The sequence below is a fragment of the Noviherbaspirillum sp. L7-7A genome (genome assembly GCF_019052805.1).
Classification (GTDB): Bacteria; Pseudomonadota; Gammaproteobacteria; order Burkholderiales; family Burkholderiaceae_D; genus Noviherbaspirillum_A.
On record NZ_JAHQRJ010000001.1, the window covers coordinates 3,544,549 to 3,561,667 of the forward strand.

The 17,119-nt window shown below is 65.8% G+C and carries 18 protein-coding genes; 16 read left to right on the forward strand and 2 right to left on the reverse strand.

What is annotated here, in order from left to right; genetic code table 11:
• Positions 1–227 precede the first annotated feature (227 nt).
• Entirely contained in the window at positions 228–1,292 is a 1,065-nt protein-coding gene (locus tag KTQ42_RS16130) for an MBL fold metallo-hydrolase (RefSeq protein ID WP_217346408.1), read from the reverse strand.
• A gap of 145 nt (positions 1,293–1,437) precedes the next feature.
• On the opposite strand from KTQ42_RS16130, the gene KTQ42_RS16135 reads away from it, so the two are divergent.
• From KTQ42_RS16135 to KTQ42_RS16155, 5 genes are all read left to right on the forward strand, one after another.
• Positions 1,438–1,890: a MerR family DNA-binding transcriptional regulator gene (locus KTQ42_RS16135; protein WP_217346409.1), complete on the forward strand. Its 453-nt coding sequence runs from the start codon at positions 1,438–1,440 to the stop codon at positions 1,888–1,890.
• 102 nt (positions 1,891–1,992) lie between these two features.
• Positions 1,993–3,177, forward strand: a complete 1,185-nt coding sequence (locus KTQ42_RS16140; RefSeq protein ID WP_217346410.1) for an isovaleryl-CoA dehydrogenase — start codon at positions 1,993–1,995, stop codon at positions 3,175–3,177.
• A gap of 60 nt (positions 3,178–3,237) precedes the next feature.
• Positions 3,238–5,043 (forward strand): bifunctional isocitrate dehydrogenase kinase/phosphatase, encoded by a 1,806-nt coding sequence (aceK, locus tag KTQ42_RS16145; protein WP_217346411.1) that lies wholly within the window; start codon positions 3,238–3,240, stop codon positions 5,041–5,043.
• A 13-nt stretch (positions 5,044–5,056) separates the two neighbouring features.
• Entirely contained in the window at positions 5,057–6,238 is a 1,182-nt protein-coding gene (locus tag KTQ42_RS16150; protein ID WP_217346412.1) for an acetyl-CoA C-acetyltransferase, read from the forward strand.
• Between the two features lie 3 nt (positions 6,239–6,241).
• Positions 6,242–6,913: an SDR family oxidoreductase gene (locus KTQ42_RS16155; RefSeq protein WP_217346413.1), complete on the forward strand. Its 672-nt coding sequence runs from the start codon at positions 6,242–6,244 to the stop codon at positions 6,911–6,913.
• An 844-nt stretch (positions 6,914–7,757) separates the two neighbouring features.
• On the opposite strand, the gene KTQ42_RS16160 is transcribed toward KTQ42_RS16155, so the two are convergent.
• A complete protein-coding gene (locus KTQ42_RS16160; RefSeq protein WP_217346414.1) occupies positions 7,758–8,099 on the reverse strand; it encodes a hypothetical protein in 342 nt (113 codons plus the stop codon).
• Positions 8,100–8,139: 40 nt separating this feature from the next.
• Between KTQ42_RS16160 and KTQ42_RS16165 the strand changes: the two genes are divergently transcribed.
• The 11 genes from KTQ42_RS16165 to KTQ42_RS16215 are packed head-to-tail and all read left to right on the forward strand — an operon-like array spanning position 8,140 to position 17,118.
• On the forward strand, positions 8,140–9,270 hold the full coding sequence (locus tag KTQ42_RS16165) for an acyl-CoA dehydrogenase family protein (RefSeq protein ID WP_217346415.1): 1,131 nt from the start codon (positions 8,140–8,142) through the stop codon (positions 9,268–9,270).
• A 31-nt stretch (positions 9,271–9,301) separates the two neighbouring features.
• Positions 9,302–9,919 (forward strand): 2-hydroxychromene-2-carboxylate isomerase, encoded by a 618-nt coding sequence (locus KTQ42_RS16170; protein WP_217346416.1) that lies wholly within the window; start codon positions 9,302–9,304, stop codon positions 9,917–9,919.
• Between the two features lie 4 nt (positions 9,920–9,923).
• Positions 9,924–10,334 (forward strand): rhodanese-like domain-containing protein, encoded by a 411-nt coding sequence (locus tag KTQ42_RS16175; protein WP_217346417.1) that lies wholly within the window; start codon positions 9,924–9,926, stop codon positions 10,332–10,334.
• Positions 10,331–10,729 (forward strand): YchJ family metal-binding protein, encoded by a 399-nt coding sequence (locus KTQ42_RS16180; protein ID WP_217346418.1) that lies wholly within the window; start codon positions 10,331–10,333, stop codon positions 10,727–10,729. The genes KTQ42_RS16175 and KTQ42_RS16180 overlap by 4 nt, the downstream gene beginning before the upstream one ends.
• Positions 10,726–12,066, forward strand: a complete 1,341-nt coding sequence (locus tag KTQ42_RS16185; protein ID WP_217346419.1) for an adenosylmethionine--8-amino-7-oxononanoate transaminase — start codon at positions 10,726–10,728, stop codon at positions 12,064–12,066. The genes KTQ42_RS16180 and KTQ42_RS16185 overlap by 4 nt, the downstream gene beginning before the upstream one ends.
• Positions 12,063–13,256 (forward strand): 8-amino-7-oxononanoate synthase, encoded by a 1,194-nt coding sequence (gene bioF / locus KTQ42_RS16190; protein ID WP_217346420.1) that lies wholly within the window; start codon positions 12,063–12,065, stop codon positions 13,254–13,256. Before KTQ42_RS16185 ends, bioF begins: the two co-directional genes overlap by 4 nt.
• Positions 13,246–13,968 carry a dethiobiotin synthase gene (gene bioD / locus KTQ42_RS16195; RefSeq protein WP_217346421.1) on the forward strand — a complete coding sequence of 241 codons (723 nt, stop codon included), beginning with the start codon at positions 13,246–13,248 and terminating at the stop codon, positions 13,966–13,968. The genes bioF and bioD overlap by 11 nt, the downstream gene beginning before the upstream one ends.
• Positions 13,969–13,982: 14 nt before the next feature.
• A complete protein-coding gene (bioB, locus tag KTQ42_RS16200; protein WP_217346422.1) occupies positions 13,983–15,011 on the forward strand; it encodes a biotin synthase BioB in 1,029 nt (342 codons plus the stop codon).
• Between the two features lie 49 nt (positions 15,012–15,060).
• Positions 15,061–15,990 (forward strand): glyoxylate/hydroxypyruvate reductase A, encoded by a 930-nt coding sequence (locus KTQ42_RS16205; RefSeq protein ID WP_217346423.1) that lies wholly within the window; start codon positions 15,061–15,063, stop codon positions 15,988–15,990.
• 1 nt (position 15,991) lies between these two features.
• Positions 15,992–16,909, forward strand: a complete 918-nt coding sequence (locus tag KTQ42_RS16210; protein WP_217346424.1) for a hydroxymethylglutaryl-CoA lyase — start codon at positions 15,992–15,994, stop codon at positions 16,907–16,909.
• The gene (locus tag KTQ42_RS16215; RefSeq protein WP_217346425.1) at positions 16,906–17,118 is read left to right on the forward strand and encodes a DUF1289 domain-containing protein; all 213 of its coding nucleotides are present in this window, start codon (positions 16,906–16,908) and stop codon (positions 17,116–17,118) included. The genes KTQ42_RS16210 and KTQ42_RS16215 overlap by 4 nt, the downstream gene beginning before the upstream one ends.
• The last annotated feature ends 1 nt before the right edge of the window (position 17,119 follow it).

Sequence of the window (17,119 nt, forward strand, 5' to 3'; positions counted from 1 at the left end):
CTATTCCATGTTGGGGCGTGACAGTCAGTCTCTTCGGCGTGATTACTTTATGTCAGTGTGGTCGTGTGACCGTTACCGAAAAAAAAGTCGCCACCGAATGGAAAGAGGGATGTCGGGTCGCATTACCTTTTTACTATAGGTAGATGCGACCCGACTGCACAACGGTAACGTCGGGTTGTTTGCGCGAAGTCGTATTTCCCGCCGTCAGCAGCTCCGGCCCGGCTGTTTCATACCCGCAGGAAGCGCACGATGCCGTCGCCATCCAGCCGGCGGCGCAGGGCGCCGTCGAACCACAGCTTGTGCAGATGCGCCAGCGCCTCGCCCATCGCAAAACTGATCTGGTGCGAGTCCAGCGAGCGCGGAAACATGATTGGCACGATGTCGCTGGCCGACTGCGGCGCGCTGCATGCCTGCATCACCTCGTCCAGCCTGGCGGCATGGTGGTCGCGCAACTGGCCGATGCGCACATGCAGGCCGCGGAACGGCTTGCCATGCGAGGGCAGCACCAGGGTGTCGTCCGGCAGGTCGGCATAGGCCGACAGCGAGTCGAGGTATTGCTGCACCGGGTTGGATTCAGGCTCCACGGCGAATACCGAGACGTTGGTGGAAATGCGCGGCAGCACCATGTCGCCGGCAATCAGGATGTTGCGCTTCGCGCTGTAGAGCGCGATATGCTCCGGCGAATGGCCGAAGCCGGCGATGGCGCGCCACTCGTCGCCGCCGATCTGCAGCAGCTGGCCGTCATGCAGCCGGCGATAGCTCTGCGGCACCGATGGCACCAGCCGCGCATAGTAGGCGCGGCGCGCGCCGAGCTGCTCCAGCAGGTCGGGGTCGGTCAGGCCGTGGCGCGCAAAATGCGGCACCATGGCCGTGCCTTCCACGCCCGGCAGCGAGGCCGCCATCATGCGGGCGAAGCCGAACTCGCCGGTGCTCATCCACAGCGGCGCATTCCAGCGCCGGCACAGCCAGTCGGCCAGGCCGACGTGGTCCGGATGGCAGTGGGTGACCAGCACCCGGATGATGGGCAGGCCGCGCAGCTCGGTGGCGAAAATGCGTTCCCATGCGTCGCGGGTGGCGTCGCTGGAAATGCCGCAGTCGATCACGGTCCAGCCGCGCACCGGGCCGGTTTCGGTGTCGATCTCGTCTTCCAGCAGCCACAGGTTGATGTGGTTCAGCGCAAAGGGCAGGCCCATGCGCAGCCAGCGCAGGCCGGGCGCGATTTCGATGGTGGAGCCGGTGTCGGGCAGGGTCTCGCCCAGCGGGTAGTCAAGTTGCGCTTCGAGAGGATTCATGGCGTCGGGAGGAAGGGGCGGGCGGTAGCGGCAGGATTCACATTTGCGGCAGGCCCGCCTACAATGGGCGGTCAATTGACGTTTACGTAAACTTACTTGAACGCGCATTCTAGGGCACCAGCCCGTTTTCTGCAGAGAACACTTCATGCCCACCTATACCATCACCGAACTTGCCCGGGAATTCGACATCACGCCGCGCGCCATCCGGTTCTATGAGGATCAGGGCCTGCTTACGCCGAAACGCGAAGGCACCGGCGGCCGCACCCGGGTCTACAGCGCGCGCGAGCGGACCCGGCTGAAGCTGACGCTGCGCGGCAAGCGCCTGGGCCTGACGCTGTCTGAAATCAAGAGCCTGGTCGACATGTACGAGTCGCCCAAGGATTCGGCGGCGCAGCTGAACCGTTTCCTGCTGGTGCTGGCGCGGCACCGGGAAATGCTGGAACAGCAGCGCGAGGACCTGGAAGTCACGCTGGCCGAAATCGCTGCCCACGAGGAACAGTGCCGCAGCATGCTGGCTGGCGAGAAGCCGGCCGGCCAGGAAAAGCCGGCGAAAAAGACAGCGGCCAAACGCGCTGTCCGGCAAACCGAAAATGCCTGACTGCCACGGTGCTCAGGCTTGATGCTGGCTTGACGTTTACGTAAACGTCAACGCGGCGTATCATCCCGTCCAACCTTCCTTTCCCCCTTCAGCGAGGCAGCAATGATCAATCTCCCGGGTTTAACCTTCGACCATGGCGAAGACATCGCCGCGCTGCGCGAGACGGTGCAGCAGTTCGCGCAGGGCCAGATTGCGCCGCGCGCCGCCGAGATCGACCGCACCGACCAGTTCCCGATGGACCTGTGGAAAAAGATGGGCGAGCTGGGCCTGCTGGGCATCACGGTGGACGAAGAGTACGGCGGCAGCGCCATGGGCTACCTGGCCCACATCGTGGCCATGGAGGAAATCTCGCGCGCCTCGGCCTCGGTCGGCCTGTCCTACGGCGCCCATTCCAACCTGTGCGTCAACCAGATCCGCCGCAACGGCAGCGACGAGCAAAAGGCGAAATACCTGCCCAAACTGATCTCCGGCGAGCATGTCGGCGCGCTGGCCATGTCCGAACCCAATGCCGGCTCGGACGTGGTGTCGATGAAGCTGCGCGCCGACTTCAAAGGCGACCGCTGGGTGCTCAACGGCAGCAAGATGTGGATCACCAACGGCCCGGATGCGGACGTGCTGGTGGTGTATGCCAAGAACGATATCGAGGCTGGCCCGCGCGGCATGACGGCCTTCCTGATCGAGAAGAACTTCAAGGGCTTCTCGGTGGCGCAGAAGCTCGACAAGCTGGGCATGCGCGGCTCGCACACCGGCGAGCTGGTGTTCCGGGACTGCGAGGTGCCGGCCGAGAATGTGCTGGGCGGGCTGGGGCGCGGCGTGAACGTGCTGATGTCGGGGCTGGACTACGAGCGCACGGTATTGTCGGGCGGGCCGCTGGGCATCATGTCGGCCTGCATGGATGCGGTGGTGCCGTATGTGCATGACCGGAAGCAGTTTGGCCAGCCGATCGGGGAATTCCAGCTGATGCAGGGCAAGCTGGCCGACATGTATTCCACGATGATGGCCTGCCGGGCGTATGTGTATGCGGTGGGCCAGGCCTGCGACCGGGCCAGGACGCCGGAGGCGGTGCGCGCGTTGAGGAAGGATGCGGCGGGCGCGATCCTGTATTCGGCGGAGAAGGCAACCTGGATGGCGGGCGAGGCGATCCAGGCGCTGGGCGGCAACGGCTACATCAACGAGTATCCGGTGGGCAGGCTGTGGCGCGACGCCAAGCTCTACGAGATCGGCGCCGGCACCAGCGAGATCCGCCGCATGCTGATCGGCCGCGAACTGTTTGCCGAGACCCGGTAAACGGCAGTGCAGCAAAGTTCGATACACTCCGGGGATACCTTTTTTCAGCAGGCGTGGGCCATGAAGAACGCGTTCCCGAAACTCCTGTCGTCGCAGATTGCGTTCGACATCGCGCGCACCGTGCTCGACGGCTTCGACAAGCACTACCGCCTGTTCCGCAGGACCAGCATGGCGGGCAAGCAGCTTTTCGAGCAGGCCGACTGGCTGGCGCTGCAGCAGAGCGCGCGCGACCGCATCGCCTTCTACGACAGGCGGGTGCAGGAATGCGTGCAGGCGCTGGAAGACGAATACGACCCGGAAGACCTGACCGACAGCGTCTGGCGCGAGGTCAAGCTGCACTACATCGGCCTGTTGACCAATCACAAGCAGCCCGAACTGGCCGAGACCTTTTTCACCTCGGTGTGCTGCCACATCCTGCACCGCAGCTACTTCCACAACGACTTCATCTTCGTGCGGCCGGCGGTGTCGACCGACTACATCGAGCCGGACGAAGCCACGCCGGTCTACCGCGTCTATTACCCCGGCACCGACGGCCTGCGCTATACCCTGAAGCGCATCATCACCAACTTCCAGCTGGCCTGCCCGTTCGCCGACCTCGACCGCGATGTCGGCCTGATCGAAGAGCGGCTGCAGGCCCTGTTCGGCGCCGCGCCGGCAGAGGCCAACCTGCAGATCCAGGTGCTGGCCGGCCTGTTCTACCGCAACAAGGCCGCCTATGCGGTGGGCAAGATCATCAACGGCAACCGGGAGGATCCGTTCGTGCTGCCCATCCTGCACGGCGAGGGCGGCCTGTATGTCGACACCGTGCTGTACGACCGCTCGCAGGTGATGGTGATGTTCTCCTTCACCCGCGCCTACTTCCTGGTCGACATGGAAGTGCCGTCGGCCTATGTGCGCTTCCTGCGCACGCTCATGCCCAACAAGCCGCGCAGCGAGATCTACACGGTGCTGGGCCTGCAGAAGCAGGGCAAGGCCCTGTTCTACCGCGACTTCCTGCACCATCTGCGCTACTCATCGGACCGCATCGACATCGCGCCCGGCATACGCGGGCTGGTGATGGTGGTGTTCGCGCTGCCGTCCTTTCCCTACGTGTTCAAGGTGATCAAGGACTTCATTCCGGCGCCCAAGGACACCACCCGCGCGCTGGTCAAGGAAAAGTACCAGCTGGTGAAGAACCATGACCGGGTAGGCCGCATGGCCGACACGCTGGAATATTCCAACGTCGCCTTCCCGCGCTCGCGCATCACCGACGAGCTGCTGGCCGACCTGAAGAAGGTTGCACCCTCGGTGGTCGAGGAAGAGGGCAGCCAGGTCATCATCCGCCATCTTTACATCGAGCGCCGCATGACGCCGCTGAACATCTGGCTGTCCAATGCCAACAAGGCCGGCAACGACGAAGCGATTGAGCATGGCGTGGTGGAATACGGCAACGCCATCAAGGAACTGGTGGCGGCCAACATCTTCCCCGGCGACATGCTGTACAAGAACTTCGGCGTGACCCGCCATGGCCGCGTGGTGTTCTACGACTACGACGAGATCGAGTACATCACCGACTGCAACTTCCGCAGGATTCCCGCGCCGCGCAACGAGGAAGACGAAATGTCGGACGAGCCCTGGTATCCGGTGGCGAAGAACGACGTGTTCCCGGAGCAGTTCGGCACTTTCTTGTTGGGCAATCCCAAGGTGCGCAAATATTTTCTGAAGCATCATGCAGACCTGTTCAGTCCCGAGTACTGGCAGGCGCGCAAGGAGCGCATACTTTCCGGCTACATGGAAGATGTGTTCCCGTATCCGCAGTCCTGCCGTTTTCACCAGCAAGGGCAGGCGCAATCCTCATTGACAAACCCGGCGGCGCAAGCTGCCTAATGGAGAGAGAAACATGAACGACCCCATCGTTATCGTCGGCGCCGCACGCACCCCCATGGGCGCATTCCAGGGCGATTTTTCTTCGCTGTCGGCCAGCGATCTGGGCGCAGTGGCAATCCGCGCCGCGGTCGAGCGCGCCGGCGTGCCGGCCGACCAGGTGCAGGATGTCCTGTTCGGCAACTGCCTGATGGCAGGCCAGGGCCAGGCCCCGGCGCGCCAGGCGGCGATCAAGGCCGGCATCCCGGTATCGGCCGGCGCGGTCACGATGTCCAAGATGTGCGGCTCGGCGATGCAGGCAGTGATCTATGGCCATGATTCCATCGTGGCCGGCACCAATGACGTGGTGGTGGCGGGCGGCATGGAATCGATGACCAATGCGCCCTACCTGATCCCGAAGGCGCGCAGCGGCTATCGCATCGGCCACGGCATGATGTACGACCACATGATGCTGGACGGCCTGGAAGACGCGTATGAGAAGGGCCGCTCGATGGGCACTTTCGCCGAGGAATGCGTGGCCAAGTACCAGTTCTCGCGCGCCGACCAGGACGCCTTCGCGATCGACTCGGTCAAGCGCGCCCAGGCCGCCACTGCCGACGGCTCCTTCCAGTGGGAAATCGCGCCGGTGACCGTGCCGGGCCGCAACGGCGATACCGTGATCGACAAGGACGAAGGCCCGCTCAAGGCCAAGCTGGACAAGATCGCCGCGCTGAAGCCGGCCTTCAAGAAGGACGGCACCATTACCGCCGCTTCGTCCTCCTCCATCAACGACGGCGCCGCCGCCGTGGTGCTGATGCGTGAATCCACCGCGAAGAAGCTGGGCTGCACGCCGCTGGCCAAAATCGTCGCGCACACCCGTCATTCGCAGGAACCCAACTTGTTCACCACCGCCCCGGTGGGCGCGATCGCCAAGCTGTATGAAAAGACTGGCTGGAACACCAGGGAAGTCGATCTGTTCGAGGTCAACGAGGCATTCGCCGCGGTGGCAATGGCGGCGATGAACGAGCATGGCATCCCGCACGACAAGATCAACATCCATGGCGGCGCCTGCGCGCTGGGCCATCCGATCGGCGCATCGGGCGCGCGCATCATCGTCACCCTGATCGGTGCGTTGAAGAAGACCGGCGGCAAGCGTGGCGTTGCGGCGCTGTGCATCGGCGGCGGCGAAGCCACCGCGATGGCCATCGAGATGATGTAAGCCATGCCAGCCGCACTGGTCATGGGCGCCTCGCGCGGCATCGGCCGGGAACTGGCGCGCCAGTTGCTGGCCGCCGGCTGGCAGGTGCATGCCACCGCCCGCACGGATGCGGGGCTGGCGGAGCTGCGGGCGGCCGGTGCAGTGCCCCTGCAGCTCGATGTCACCCGGCCGGAGTCATTGGCCGGCCTGGGCTGGCAGCTGGATGGCGCCAGGCTGGATCTTGCGGTGTATGTGGCCGGGATCTACGGTCCTTCCCGCCAGGCCGCGACCGCGCCGCCGACCCAGGCCGACTTTGATGCGGTCATGCATGCCAACGTACTGGGCGCGATGCAGGCCCTGCCGCTGGTGGCGCCGATGGTGGAGGAAGCCGCTGGCCGCTTCGTTGTCATCAGCAGCGGCATGGGCAGCATCGGCGAAGCCGAGAGCAGCCACGGCTGGATTTACCGTGCTTCGAAGGCCGCGCTGAACATGGCGGTCAGGAGCGCGGCGTTTGATTATCCGAAGGCGACGCTGCTGGCGATGTGTCCGGGTTGGGTGCGGACCGACATGGGTGGGGAGAATGCCGCGCTGGCGGTGGAGGATAGTGTGGCGGGGATGTTGAAGGTGATACTGGCGCGGGGTGTGGAAGATAGCGGGAGCTTCTGGAATCATGCCGGGAGGCAGGTGGGGTGGTGATGCAATGCCTTGCAGGATGGTAGGGTGCAATACACCGCAGGGGCATTACACCATTGGTCGATCGGGGAAGTAGGCCGCCAGTGCCATCGCGGTGTGCAAACGCGGTGCAATGCCCTTCGGGTATTGCACCCTACGAAGCGGCTGACGGTGCGGTTGCATTTGAAGTGCGCGTAGCGACAGTTGCAGTTGGTTTTGACGTTGCCGTTGTAGTGGCAGTTCAGGTCCCGTTGAGCGCGCCGTGACGGCGATGCCTGAAGCGGATAAGGTGCGGCGTCTGTTTGAGCGCAGCGCAGCGTAGCGAGTTTAGCCGCGCCCCGCTTCAGGCGTCGACGGCACGGGGACCCCGCGCAGCGGGGCGCGATCATCGGGTCGCCTTTTCTTGCCTACTTCTTTTGGCGAAGCAAAAGAAGTAGGTCGCCTGCCGGGGCGAACACCCGGCTTGGTCATGACGGCAGTGCAGTGGCGTTGTTTCACCCGGCGTAAAGGCGTCACTGCGAAGCAGCAGTTGCTTTTGACGTTCGCAGTTCGCATCGTAACGACGAACGTCAACGTCAACGTCAACGACGACAGTGCTGCCCGTGCCTTGCCGGGTGACGCAAGACGGATGCACTGCCGTGGGGACAAGCCGGGAGTCCGTCCCGGCGGCCGGGTCACTTTTTTTGCTTCGCCAAAAAAAGTAACCAAAAAAAGGCGACCCGGTGATCGCGCCCCGCTGCGCGGGGTTCCCGTGTCAGCGGTACCCGGAGCGGGGCGCGGCTAAACTCGCTCCACTTCGTTGCGCTCAGACAGACGCCGCACCTTTTCCCGCTCCGGGCACCGCTGACACGGCGCGCTCAACGGGACTTCACGGCAACGGCAACGGCAACGGCAACTGCAACGGCAACTGCAACGGCAACTGCAACGGCAACGGCAACGGCAACTGCAACGGCAACGGCAACGGCAACTGCAACGGCAACGGCAACGGCAACTGCAACGGCAACGGCAACTGCAACGGCAACTGCAACGGCAACGGCAACGGCAACCGCAACGGCAACGGCAACTGCAACGGCAACGGCAACGGCAACTGCAACGGCAACGGCAACGGCAACGGCAACTGCAACGGCGAAGCAGAAGCAGAAGCAACCGCAACTGTCGCTGCGCGTACGTCAAAAGCAACCGCAACTGTCGCTGCGCGTAACTGCATCAATGATGTCGCCATCGCGACCAACCAGAAAGGAGACCTTCTCATGGTCCTATCAGAACAGCACCAGATGATCCGCGATGCGCTCCGCACCTTCTCCCGCGAGCGGCTCGCCCCGAACGCCGCGCGCTGGGATCGCGAGCATCATTTTCCAAAGGAAGAGCTGAAGGAACTCGCCGCCCTCGGCGCCTTCGGGGTCGCGGTACCCGAGGAACTGGGCGGCGCGGGACTGGACTATGTCGCGCTGGCACTGGTGCTGGAGGAGATCGCCGCCGGCGATGGCGGAAGCTCCACCGTGATCTCGGTGAATAACTGCCCGGTGTGCAGCATCGCCATGATGTATGCCAGCCCAGCCCAGCAGCAACAGTGGCTGCGCCCGCTGGCGCAGGGCGAGATGCTGGGTGCGTTCTGCCTGACCGAGCCGCATGCCGGCAGCGATGCGTCGTCGCTGAAGACCACAGCCGTGCGCGATGGCGACCATTACGTGCTCAACGGCGTGAAGCAATTCATCACCAGCGGCAAGCATGCCGATGTCGCCATCGTGATGGCCGTGACGGACAGGGAGGCGGGGAAGAAGGGCATCAGCGCATTCTGGGTGCCGACTTCCACGCCCGGCTATATCGTGGCGCGGCTGGAAGAGAAGATGGGCCAGCACTCCTCCGACACCGCGCAGATCATCTTCGAGAACTGCCGGGTGCCGGCGCAGAACCTGATCGGCGAGGAAGGCATGGGCTATCGCATTGCCCTGTCCGGCCTGGAAGGCGGCCGCATCGGCATTGCCTCCCAGGCGGTCGGCATGGCGCGCGCGGCGTTCGAGGCGGCGTTGGCGTATGCAAAGGATCGCACCAGCTTCGGCCAGACGCTGTTCGAGCACCAGGCGGTGCAGTTCCGGCTGGCCGACATGGCCACGCAGATCGAGGCGGCGCGGCAGATGATCCTGCATGCGGCCAGCATGAAGGATGCCGGGCTGCCCTGCCTGAAGGAGGCGGCCATGGCCAAGCTGTTTGCCACCGAGATGGCCGAGCGTGTCTGCTCGGATGCGATCCAGGTGCATGGCGGCTACGGCTATGTCAGCGATTTCCCGGTCGAGCGCATCTACCGCGATGTGCGCGTCTGCCAGATCTACGAGGGAACCAGCGACATCCAGAAAATACTGATTGCCCGCGCGCTGGGCTGAAAGCGCGACCCATCACGACAAGGAGACTCCCATGGCCGGACCGATCGACTTTTACTTCGACTTTTCCTCGCCCTATGCCTATTTCGCCGCCAGCCGCATCGAGCAGCTGGCGGTGGACAATGGCCGGCTGGTGCAATGGCATCCGGTGCTGCTGGGCGTGGTGTTTCGCACCGTCGGCACCGCGGCGCTGACCAGCTACCCGCTCAAGGGCGAGTACTCCTTCCATGATTTCGAGCGCACTGCGCGCTTTCACGGCATACCGTACAATCGGCCGCCGCGTTTTCCGCTGCCGACCCAGGTCGCCGCCCGCGCCATGCTGTGGACCGCCGAACACGTCGGCGAGGCGCGCGCCATCGAGCTGGCGCAGGCGCTGTTTCGCGCCATGTTCGTCGATGGCGTGGCGATCGACGAGGAGAAGGAAGTGATCAAGGCCGGCACCGCGATCGGCCTGGACCCGGATGCGCTGGCGGCCGGGCAGGACAGCGCGCCGGTGCGCGAGCGGCTGCGCGCCGAAACCCAGGATGCGCTGGCGCGTGGCGTGTTCGGCGCGCCCTTCATGATCGTGGATGGGGAATCCTTCTGGGGATTCGATCGTTTCAACCAGCTCGACGCCTTTCTCAAGGGCGACCTGCAACGCACAGGAGATTAAGGCAATGGCACTGACGACAGGCTACAAGACCATGGTGGAACAGGCCGAATCGCGCATCAAGGCCTATACGGTTGACGAAGTACGGCAGAAGCTGGCCGATCCGCGTGTGCAGCTGGTCGACCTGCGCGACGTGCGTGAACTGGAACGGGAAGGCGTGATACCGGGCGCCTTCCATGCGCCGCGCGGCATGATCGAATTCTGGATCGACCCGGAATCGCCCTACTTCAAGCCGGTCTTCGGCGAAGACCGCGAGTTCATCTTCTTCTGCGCCGCCGGCTGGCGCAGCGCGCTCACCACCGACACCGTGCAGGCCATGGGCCTGAAGCCGGTGGCGCATATCACGGGCGGCTTCTCGGCCTGGAAAGCGGCCGGCGCGCCGGTCGAGCAAAAGCCGGCAAAGGCCGCCAGGGCATGAAGCAGCGCGGCGCATCGACGGCATGCCCCTGCGGCGGCGGGCACTATGACAGCTGCTGCGGCCGCTGGCATCGCGGCGCGCCGGCGCCAACGGCGGCCGAGCTGATGCGCTCGCGCTACAGCGCCTATGCGCTGGGCCTCTTTGACTATCTCGCGGCGACCTGGCATCCGCGCACCCGGCCGCCGCTGGCCGAGCTGCAGGACGACGGCACGGCCCGCTGGCTGGGGCTGGAACTGCGGGCGGCCGAGGAACACGGGGACGAGGCGACGGTCGAATTCGTCGCCCGCTACAAGACCGGCGGACGCGCCCACCGCCTGCATGAAGTCAGCCGCTTTCTGCGCGAACAAGGGCGCTGGTTTTACCTTGACGGCACTTTTCCAGAAAGGCAGGCATGACCACGACACCGAACAGCAACGCCAGCGATGAATGGATGGCGCGCAGCCTGAAAAGCGTATGGCATCGCTGCACGCAGATGCAGCACCATGAAACCATGCCGCTGGTGGCGCTATCGCATGGCCGCGGCGCCTGGCTGTACGACCACGAGGGGCAGCGCTATCTCGATGCCATCAGTTCCTGGTGGGTCAACCTGTTCGGCCATGCGAACAACCGCATCAATGCGGCGCTGAAGGACCAGCTCGACCTGCTGGAACATGCGATGCTGGCAGGCTTCACCCATGAGCCGGTGGTGAGATTGTCCGAGCAGCTGTCGGCGCGCACCGGCGGCGCGCTCGGGCATTGCTTCTATGCCTCCGACGGTGCGTCGGCGGTGGAGATTGCGCTGAAGATGAGCTTTCACTCCTGGCGCAACCAGGGCTATACCGACAAGCTGGAATTCGTCTGCCTGCAGGGCAGCTATCACGGCGAGACCATCGGCGCGCTGGCGGTGACGGATGTGAAGCTGTTCCGCGATGCCTACGGGCCGCTGCTGCGCGGCGTGCATGTGGTGCCGACGCCCGATGCGCGCAATGCGCTGGATGGCGAGACGCCGGTCGAGGTGGCCATGCGCGCCGCCGCGGCGCTGGAAACCCTGCTGCAGCAGCGCGCCGGCCGCATCGCGGCCATCATCGTCGAGCCGCTGGTGCAATGCGCGGCCGGCATGGCCATGCATGACCCGGCCTACCTGCGCGAAGTGCGCAAGCTCTGCGACCGTTACGGCGTGCACCTGATCGCCGACGAGATCGCGGTCGGCTGCGGCCGCACCGGCAGCTTCTTCGCCTGCGAGCAAGCCGGCATCTGGCCCGACTTCCTGTGCCTGTCCAAGGGCATCTCCGGCGGCTACCTGCCGCTGTCGCTGGTGATGAGCAGCGATGCGGTCTACCGCTCTTTCTACGACCACGATACTGCGCGCGGTTTCCTGCATTCCCATTCCTATACCGGCAATCCGCTGGCCTGCCGGGCCGCGCTGGCGACGCTGGCCATCTTCGACGAGGACGATGTGATCAACCGTAACCACCAGCGCGCCGCCGGGCTCTCGGCCGCGCTGGCGCCGCTGGCGGAGGATGCGCGCATCGCCAACTTCCGCAACCGCGGCATGATCTGGGCCTTCGATGTGAAGGTCGAGCCGACCGGTTTTGCGCGCCGCTTCTTCACCGCCGCGCTGAAGCATGAACTGCTGCTGCGGCCGATCGGCCGCACGGTCTACCTGATGCCGCCCTATGTGCTGGACGAGGCCGAAACCGCGCTGCTGGCCGAGCGCTCGATGGCCGTACTGGATGAGGTGGTGCCCGCATGAATGAGCTGTTGAACCGTCTGCAGGCCGGCCTGGACGCGCTGGATGCGCAATCGCTGCGCCGCCGCCGGCGCACCGTGCACACCCGCTGCGCGCCCGATACCGACGCCGACGGCCAGCCGCTGCTGGCCTTCTGCAGCAACGACTATCTCGGCCTGGCCTCGCACCCGGGCATCGTCGCCGCGCTGCAGGAAGGCGCGGCGCGCTATGGCGCCGGCAGCGGCGCTTCCCACCTGATCAGCGGCCATGGCCTGGCCCATGCCAGGCTGGAGGACGAGCTGGCGGCCTTCCTGGCGCCGCATCTGGAAGCGCCGCGAGCGCTGCTGTTTTCCACTGGCTACATGGCCAACCTGGCGGTGCTGTCGGTCCTGGGTGGGCGCGATACAGAGCTGTTTTCCGAAGAGCTCAACCATGCGTCACTGATCGATGGCGCCAGGCTGTCGCGCGCCGCAGTCAGCATCTATCCGCACGGCGACCTCGACGCGCTGGAAGCGCTGCTCAAGGCTAGCCGCGCTCAGAACCGCATCGTGGTCACCGACAGCGTCTTCAGCATGGATGGCGACATCGCGCCGCTGCCGCAGCTGCTGGCGCTGTGCGAGCGCCATGGCGCCTGGCTGGTGGTGGACGATGCGCATGGCTTCGGCATGCTGGGCGCGCACGGCCGCGGCGCGCTTGAGCATTTCAACCTGCGCTCGCCGCAACTGGTGTACATGGGCACGCTGGGCAAGGCCGCCGGCGTGTCCGGCGCCTTCGTCGCGGCGCATGACACCGTCATCGAATGGCTGGTGCAGCGCGCCCGTCCCTACATCTACACCACGGCCTCGCCGCCGGCGCTGGCCCATGCGCTGTCGGCCAGCCTGGCATTGATCGCCGGCGAGGAGGGCGCCAGGCGCCGCGCCCATCTGAACCAACTGGTAACGGGCTTTCGGGCCGCGCTGCGGCTGAAACGCTGGCAACTGATGCCATCCGATACCGCCATCCAGCCGGTCTGCATCGGCGCATCAGGCACCGCGCTGGCCGCCAGCGCGGCATTGCAGCGCGGCGGCTTCTGGGTGCCGGCGATTCGTCCGCCGACGGTGCCGCGCGACACCGCCCGCCTGCGGGTGACCTTCTCGGCAGCGCATGCGCTGGAAGACATGCAGCGCTTGGCCAATGCACTGCGGCTGGCGGAGGAGGAATGCGATGTCGGCTAATACCCATCAACCCGCCTGGTTCGTCACCGGCACCGATACCGAGATCGGCAAGACCCTGGTTGCCAGCGCGCTGACCCATGCCTGCGCCGCCACCGGCCTGCGCACCGCCGCGATGAAGCCGATCGCCGCCGGGGCCGAGTGGCGTAGCGGCGAACTGCATAACGATGACGTGGCCCAGCTTGCCGCCGCCGACAGCGCCGGACTGCCGCGCGCCTGGACCACGCCCTACCTGCTGCGCGAAGCCGCGGCGCCGCACATCGCGGCGGCGCTGGAAGGCGTATCCTTCGATCCGGCCCATCTGCTGGCCTGTTATCGCCAGGTGGCCGCTGCCGCCGACGCGGTAGTGGTCGAAGGCGTGGGCGGATTCCGCGTGCCGCTCACCGACGGCTTCGACACCGCCGACCTGGCGCAACTGCTGGCATTGCCGGTGGTGCTGGTGGTCGGCATGCGGCTAGGCTGCATCAACCATGCCCTCCTGACCGCCGAGGCGATCGCCGCGCGCGGACTCGTGCTGGCGGGCTGGGTTGCCAACACGCCGGCTGCGGCCATGCCGCATCTGGACGCCAATATCGAGGCGCTGGCCGCTAGGCTGCCGGCGCCGCTACTGGGCCGGGTACCACGGCTGGCGCAGCCCAGCGCCGCCGCCGCTGCCGCCTGCCTGGACTTCACCTGCCTGCCGGGCTGGCCCCGGACAGGCGCTGCCTCACTTTGAAAAAGGACATACCGATGTCGGCTCAACCGATTACCTTCCACGCCTGCCCCAAACCCATTGCCGCCGACACCTGGCCGGTAGACGCCGTGCTGGCCCTGTTCGACCTGCCGTTCAACGAGCTGATGCTGCGCGCCCAGCAGATCCATCGCGAGCATTTCGATCCGGCTGAAGTGGAACTGGCCACGCTGCTGTCGATCAAGACCGGCGGCTGCCCGGAAGACTGCGGCTATTGCCCGCAGGCGGCGCGCTACGACACCGGCGTGACCGCGCAGAAGATCCTGCCGCTGGACACGGTGCTGGAAGCCGCTCGGGCGGCGAAGGCCGAAGGCGCGACCCGCTTCTGCATGGGCGCGGCCTGGCGCGAGCCCAAGGACCGCGACCTCGACCATGTCGAGGAAATGGTGCGCGAGGTCAAGGCGCTGGGGATGGAGACCTGCGTCACGCTGGGCATGCTGGCCGAGCACCAGGCCCAGCGTTTGAAGGACGCCGGCCTGGACTACTACAACCACAATCTCGACACCGCGCCCGAGTTCTATGAAAACATCATCAGCACCCGCGACTACCAGGACCGCCTGGACACGCTGGGCCGGGTGCGCGGCGCCGGCATCAAGGTCTGCAGCGGCGGCATCGTCGGCATGGGCGAGACCCGGCTGCAGCGCGCCGGCCTGATTGCGCAGCTGGCCAACATGGAACCGTATCCGGAATCGGTGCCGATCAACCACCTGGTGCAGGTACCGGGCACGCCGCTGTATGGTCAGGATGCGCTGGACCCGCTGGAATTCGTGCGCACCATCGCGGTGGCCCGCATCACCATGCCCAGGGCGCGGGTGCGGCTGTCGGCCGGCCGCCGCCAGCTTGGCGACGCGGTGCAGGCCATGTGCTTCATGGCCGGCGCCAATTCCATCTTCTACGGCGACAAGCTGCTGGTAACGGGCAACCCGGAAGTGGAGGAAGACCGCGCGCTGCTGGAGCGGCTGGGCCTGAAGGCCAAACATGCGCATACCGATGCGCGCTGCGAAGTCACGCAAGCTGCGGCACAGTAAGCAGCCGGCAAGAACCGCTGAAAAGAAACAGAGGAGACAACGAGGCATCATGAAGATAGTGTTCCATGCAACCGGCGGCAGGCCGGAACCCTGGCTGGCCGACCTGGCCGCCAGCATCCCTGGCGCCGATGTGCGCGCCTGGCAGGAAGGCGACACTGCGCCGGCCGACTATGCCGTGGTGTGGCAGCCGCCGCGCGCCATGCTGTCGGGCCGCACCGACCTCAAGGCCATCTTCAACCTCGGCGCCGGCGTCGACGGCATCATGGCGCTGGGCGACGCGCTGCCGGCCGGCGTGCCGGTGGTGCGGCTGGACGATGCCGGCATGGGCGTGCAGATGGCCGAGTACGTCAGCCATGCGGTGCTGCGCTATTTCCGGCGCTTCGATGAATATGCAATGCAGCAGCAGGCAGGGCAGTGGCGCTTCCTGAAGCCGCATGACAAGCTTAGTTTCACCGTCGGCATCCTCGGCCTGGGCATCCTCGGCAGCCGCATCGCGCAAAGCCTGCGCGACTTCGGCTTTCCCTTGCATGGCTGGAGCCGCAGCCCCAAGGAGGTGGCCGGCGTGACCTGCCATGCCGGCGAGGAAGGGCTGGACGCCTTCCTGGCGGCCAGCAGGGTGCTGGTCTGCATCCTGCCGCTGACCGAGGAAACCCGCGGCATCCTGAACCGTGCCACACTGGAGAAGCTGCCGCAGGGCGCCTATCTCGTCAATGTGGCGCGCGGCGCGCACCTGGTCGAGGAAGACCTGCTGGCGCTGGTGCAGTCGGGCCACATCGCCGGCGCCACGCTGGACGTGTTCCGCGAGGAGCCGCTGCCGCCGGCGCACCCTTTCTGGCGGGAGCCGCGCATTACCATCACGCCGCATGCGGCCGCCGTCACCCTGCGTGGCGACAGCGTGCGCCAGATCGCCGGCAAGATCGCCCAGCTGCAGCGCGGCGAAGCCATTGCCGGCGTGGTCGATCCACAGAAAGGATACTGAAATGGCACTTCCCGATTTGCCGAAGAAGGTCAAGATCGTCGAGGTCGGTCCGCGCGACGGCCTGCAGAACGAAAAGGAAACCATACCGGCCGAGATCAAGATCGAGCTGGTCAATCGGCTGACCGCGGCCGGCTTTCCGAATATCGAGGCGGCCTCCTTCGTGTCGCCGAAATGGGTGCCGCAGATGGCGACCTCGACCGAGGTCATGGCCGGCATCAGCCGCAAGCCCGGCGTGGTGTACTCGGCGCTGGCGCCCAACATGAAGGGCTTCGAGGCGGCGCTGGCCGCCGGCGCCGACGAGATCGTGATCTTCGGCGCGGCATCCGAAGCCTTCTCGCAGAAGAACATCAACTGCTCGATCGCGGAATCGATCGAGCGCTTCCGCGACGTCGCCGAAGCGACCAAGAAGAACAATCTGCGCCTGCGCGCCGCGGTCAGCTGCGCCTTCGGCTGCCCCTACCAGGGCGAGGTGCCGCTGGACGCGGTGGCCGACGTGGTGGCCCGCCTGCGCGACCTGGGCTGCGACGAGATCGACATCGCCGATACCATCGGCGTGGCCACGCCGAGGAAGGTGCATGAAGTGATGCCGCGCGTGATCCGCGAGTTTCCGATCGGCGGCCTGTCGGGTCACTTCCACGATACCTACGGCCAGGCGGTGGCCAACATCTACGCCAGCCTGGAAGTGGGCATCAGCATCTTCCATTCCTCGGTGGCCGGCCTGGGCGGCTGCCCGTATGCCAAGGGCGCCACCGGCAATGTCGCCACCGAGGACGTGCTCTACCTGATGCAGGGCCTGGGCATCGAGACCGGCGTGGACCTGAATGCGGTGGTCGATGCCGGCCAGTTCATCGCCGGCCATCTCGGCAGGCGCGCCGCCAGCCGGGTCGGCAATGCCATTGCCGCGAAGCGGGCACAATGATCGCATTCGACCCGGACGCGCCCGGCCCGGCGCCGTCGCCCTGCATCAGCCTCTGCCAGATGGATGCCGCCACCGGCCTGTGCATCGGCTGCCAGCGCACGATAGAAGAAATCGTCGCCTGGGGCAGCGCGTCGGATGCCGATCGGCGCGCGGTATGGCGCGAGATCGCCCGCCGGCGTAACGCGATGTTTGATGACGATGCCGCTTAAG